Raw genomic sequence first — 4,653 nt, forward strand, 5'->3', positions numbered from 1 at the left:
CCCGGCGGCATGGATGAGATGAGTTCCGGGTGGTACGACGACGTCGCCGACGACGTCCCGCTGGAAGCCAATCCGGACGACGTCGCCGAGGACCTCGCCGACGACCTGCCCGGCCCGCCGGATCTGCCCGACGAGGCCAATCCGGACGACGTCGCCGAGGACCTCGCCGACGACCTGCTGGGGCCGCCCGATCTGCCCGACGAGGCCGATCCCGCCGACGTGTGGGAGCAGGCGGCCGAGGTGAACCTCGACGACGTCGAGATCGACCGAGGGTGACCGGTCGGCTCGTCCGTCACGCGATGGGTCATCACGCGGGCCGCCGCACCCGCGGCAGCCGAGGTACCGGAGCAGACGCACGGGACGCTGGAGGCCTGGCGAGGCCTCGGCTTCACCTCGCTCGAGGACTTCCTGCACCGGTTCTGGGAGAAGGGGGCCACCCGCGCCCGCACACCGCCCGGCTGTTCGTGTGCGAAGCCCGCGCCGTCAGCCACCCCGACCCGCGGCCGCTCACCGACGACGACCGAGCCGGAACTACGACGTCGCCGCACATCGATCGACCGGGCGACGCTTGGGCATCGACGACACTCCCATGAAACACCCACGCCCGCTGAAGCGAAAGACGAAGTACATACGCCCGTTTGGCGTAGGGGTTGAGAAAGATGGCGTAATGAGCGAACCAGTGTTCCGGCTGGCCGAAGGTCTCCGATGAGACCCTTCGTGCGCCGCGCAGCCCGCGAGGCTGCTCGGCGCCGCCGACGACGACTCTCGACCGTCGCCCTGTGCGTCGCCGCCGGCCTGGTCGTCATGGGTGGTCTCGGCTGCGCCCTCACCCGCTCGCCCGCCGCAGCGGCGGCGCCCATCCCGATCACCACGCAAGCCGCGCCGACGACCAGCAGGGCGATACCGACCACCACTGCCGTGCGGCGCACGACCGAGGCTCCGGCGCCCACGACGATGCGGGCCGTCCAGGCCACCACCCCGAGGACGGCTGCACCGGCCCCTGCTCCGGTGAAGAAGGCCACCGTCATCTACACGTGTGACGTCAGCGGGCCCCCCGAGTTCGGCGATCCAGCGCACCCCAACGACATCACGAACAAGGCATGCGGCTATGTCGATGGTCAGGGTCGGCAGCGTTCGCACGATCCGTGGATCGACGGACAGCTCCTACACCCCTGAGACCGACGCCCGCCCAGCCACTGACGACATCAGGCTGCCCCATGGCAGCCGCGGCACCTGCTGGGCAGCTTCCCGGACGGCGCTCCCGAGGTGATCATGGGCGGCACCGGCGGCGGTACGTTGTCGCGGGTCAGTCCCCGCCATCAGTTCACCTCCTCGCTGTGCGAACAAACCGCCGCTGCGATCAGCGTCGCGATCGGCTGTGCGGGGTCCGTGTCCGCATCCTTATCGCGACCGGCAGCGGCCGATTGCGGCCGGCCTGGCGGGGAACCCGCCGACGTGATCCATGGATACCCCGAGGAGCCGAGCGTGCTGCGGGGTGGACATCTGGTGCTCCGGGTGTCGACCGACGCCCCGGCGTTCCGGGTGCTCGCCTACCGCTGCGGCGCATCGATGGACCTCGTCGCCGGCACGGACTGGTACCCGGGCAGGTGCACGTCCCGCCACCTGCCCTTCCAGGATTGGGGCCGCCCGGGCGGGGAGCAGCCCGGTTGGGCCGGCTACCGCCTGGAGGTTCCTCTGGCCTGGCGCTCCGGTGTGTACGTCGCGGTGCTCGTCGAGGGCGACGGGGGGCCGCTGCACAACCCCGCAACCACTCCCGGGCCTGACGCCCGCAGCGGGCAGGCGTTGTTCGTGGTCCAGGCGCGAGGGGCCCCGGGGGAACGGCGGGCGCCGATCCTCTACAAGCTCCCGCTGCTGACGTACCACGCCTACAACGTCGTCGTGCCGGACCCCGGCCGCAGCTGGAGTCTCTACACCCTCCCGGAACCGCTGCCGGCGCACGTGCCGCCGTCGGTCTCGGTGCACCGCCCCGGCGGCGGTACCGGCGGGACCCCGTGGGACATCTTCAACCACGACCCCTTCGACCTCTCTCCGCGCCAGACCTTCCGGCACTGGGACGCGCCGTTCGTCGCCTGGCTGGAGGGCGCCGGTTATGAGGTGGACTACTGCACGGACCTCGACCTGCACCACGACCCCGAGCTGCTCGACGGGTACGCACTGCTGCTCAGCGCCGGGCACGACGAGTACTGGACCGACGCGATGCGCGACCGCACCGAGGGGTTCGTGCGCGACGGCGGGAACGTCGCGTTCTTCGGAGGCAACACCTGCTGGTGGCGCGTGGTCTTCGACGACGACCACGCCTTCCGGCGCGTCGCGCCGTGGTCGGATCCCGACGGTCCGGACCGCCCGGAGAACCTCCTCACGGGCGTGAGCTTCCGCAACGGCGGCGAGCGCGACCGCGACGACCACCCCGTGCCCGTCGGATACGCGGTGCAGCACGCCGACCACTGGGTGTTCGTGGGCACCGGGCTGCAGGACGGGGACATCATCGGCGGCGGGTCGCACGAGTACGTCGTCGGCTACGAGGCCGACGGCGCCCACTTCGACCGGTCGCGGCTGCGCCGCGGCCTGCCCGTCCAGCCGACCGGGGACGACGGCACGCCCGCCGGATTCACGATCCTCGGCATCGGCGACACGGCGGCGAGCGGGTGGGGCTTCGGCAATGCCGCCGCCACGATGGGCCTGCACACCGCGGCCGGCACGGGCGGCACCGTCTTCACCGGCGCGACCACGGACTGGCCGCGCGTGCTCGCCGGCGGCACCAGCCACGCCCTGGAGCAGGTGACGCACAACGTGGTGCGTCGACTCTCCGTCGCGACCCGCGGAGTCCGCCCCGACGAGCGTCCCGGCTACGGCGTCCGGTCGGCCGGCACCGGGGCCGCGTCACGCTTCACGACCAGATAGGGCCCCAGCACCAGGGCGTGCATCCGCGTGCCGGTCAGGACGGCGAGGGAGTCGGCAGGGCTCTCCGTGAGCGGGTCGCCCTTGCCGTTCAGCGACGTGTTGACCAGCACCGGGCACCCCGTTCGGGTCTCGAACGCGCTGAGCAGCGCGTGCAGGAACGGGGTGGTGCGCGGCCCCACGGTCTGGATGCGCGCCGTGCCGTCGACGTGGGTGATGGCCGGCAGGGACTCGCGGTGCTCGGGACGGACGTCGATGGCCAGCTGCATGAACAGCACCGGCCGGTCGATGTCGAAGATCTCCGAGGTGCGGTGGTCCAGCACGAGGGGGGCCAGCGGGCGGAACCACTCCCGCCCCTTGACCCGGAAGTTGATGAAATCCCGCATCGCGGGGTTCCGGGCGTCGCCGAGGATGCTGCGGTTGCCCAGTGCCCGGGGACCCGACTCGCTGCGTCCCTGGTGCACGGCGACCACGTGGCCGGCCGCGAGCAGTTCCGCGGCCCGTCCCGCCAGGTCCTCAGGCCGCTCGACCACCAGCGACCGGTCGGCCTCGGCAGCGCGCACGGCCTCGTCGAGCAGGCCGGGGTCCGGGTCCGGGCCGAGGAAGTCGTCGGTCCACCGGAAACCGCTGGCCTCGCCCAGGCACTCGATCAGGCCGTACAGCGCGCATCCGAGCGCGGTGCCGCCGTCGTGGGCGCTGGGCGGGATGAAGACTTCCCGGAAAGCGCTCTCGCGCAGGATCCGGCCATTGGCCGAGCAGTTCAGCGCGGTGCCGCCCGCGAAGACGACGTCGTCCATGCCGGTCTGCTCGTGCAGCCAGGCCGTGACGCGCAGCAGTGCCGTCTCGAAGGCCCGCTGCCCCTCCGCGGCGAGGTCGGCGGCGTCCTCGAACGAGCCTGGCCCGTCGAGGCTCTGTCCATTCAAGAAGTGCGAGAACCGCTCGCGCTGAGCGAAGATCTCGAGCCACTCCCGCGGGATCGCCACTTCGTGGCCGTTCACCACCAGCTCCGGCAGCCCGAACCGGTCGGGCCGGCCGAACGGTGCCAGGCCCATCACCTTCCCCTCACTGCCCTCGCCGGTGAACATCACCCGCGTGAGCAGGTAGTAGAAGCAGCCGAGGCCGGTGGGGTGGTCCCAGTCGCCGTCCCAGAGCTGCTTGGCGATGCACTCGGGCTGCCGGCCGCGCTCGCAGCGGTAGAACGAGGACACCTCAAGCATGTCCGGAGGGATGTCGTCGCCCATGCCGCAGGCCTCGGTGAAGTCGCGCACCGGACTGCCCTGGCCGTCGATGATCATGGCCGCGGCCGTGTCGAACGGGGACGGCGGGAACGCGCTGTAGAGGTGCGAGAGGTGGTGGGAGATGGTCACGATCCGCGGCTCGCCACGGAACCGGAGCGTCTCGCGGACCTCGTCGTGGTAGGCGTCGATGTGCTTGACCTCGTCGTCGGAGGAGAAGCACTCCACCACGAGGTCGATCGGGTCGTGCAGCGCCGCCATCACGGGCATGTAGAGCGTCGGGAGGTCGCCGAGGCGGCCCCAGTGGTGTTTGCGGCGCGTCAGCCGCTCTTTCTGCAGCGTGAAGACCGTTGACGAGCCGCGGGCCACCGCGACAGCGCCGTCCTGAGTGCGGTTGATCCCCACGATGGTCGGCTCGGGTCGCGTCGGCTCGGTGCGCATCGGTGCTGCCTCCTAAGGGCGTCCGGTCGGCTACCCGCTCCAGGCCACAGCAACCGCA

General features: G+C 71.5%; 4 protein-coding genes. 3 read left to right on the forward strand and 1 reads right to left on the reverse strand.

Features of this window, described 5'->3' with window-relative positions:
- From JWR81_RS07045 to JWR81_RS07055, 3 genes are all read left to right on the forward strand, one after another.
- The coding region (locus JWR81_RS07045) for a hypothetical protein (RefSeq protein ID WP_297648351.1) at positions 1-276 on the forward strand (276 nt) is incomplete at its 5' end.
- A gap of 429 nt (positions 277-705) precedes the next feature.
- Positions 706-1,176 (forward strand): hypothetical protein, encoded by a 471-nt coding sequence (locus JWR81_RS07050; RefSeq protein WP_297648355.1) that lies wholly within the window; start codon positions 706-708, stop codon positions 1,174-1,176.
- A 309-nt stretch (positions 1,177-1,485) separates the two neighbouring features.
- Complete coding sequence (locus JWR81_RS07055) at positions 1,486-2,922, forward strand: N,N-dimethylformamidase beta subunit family domain-containing protein (protein WP_297648358.1); 1,437 nt, start codon at positions 1,486-1,488, stop codon at positions 2,920-2,922.
- Here JWR81_RS07055 and JWR81_RS07060 read toward each other — a convergent pair.
- On the reverse strand, positions 2,868-4,595 hold the full coding sequence (locus JWR81_RS07060; protein ID WP_297648361.1) for a carbamoyltransferase C-terminal domain-containing protein: 1,728 nt from the start codon (positions 4,593-4,595) through the stop codon (positions 2,868-2,870). The genes JWR81_RS07055 and JWR81_RS07060 overlap by 55 nt on opposite strands.
- Between the last annotated feature and the right edge of the window lie 58 nt (positions 4,596-4,653).

Source organism: Pseudonocardia sp. (genome assembly GCF_025965585.1).
GTDB lineage: Bacteria > Actinomycetota > Actinomycetes > Mycobacteriales > Pseudonocardiaceae > Pseudonocardia.

Coding starts and splice junctions, on each gene's coding strand:
- JWR81_RS07050 (WP_297648355.1), top strand. CDS start 706: ATGAGACCCTTCGTGCGCCGCGCAGCCCGCGAGGCTGCTCGGCGCCGC.
- JWR81_RS07060 (WP_297648361.1), bottom strand. CDS start 4,595: ATGCGCACCGAGCCGACGCGACCCGAGCCGACCATCGTGGGGATCAAC.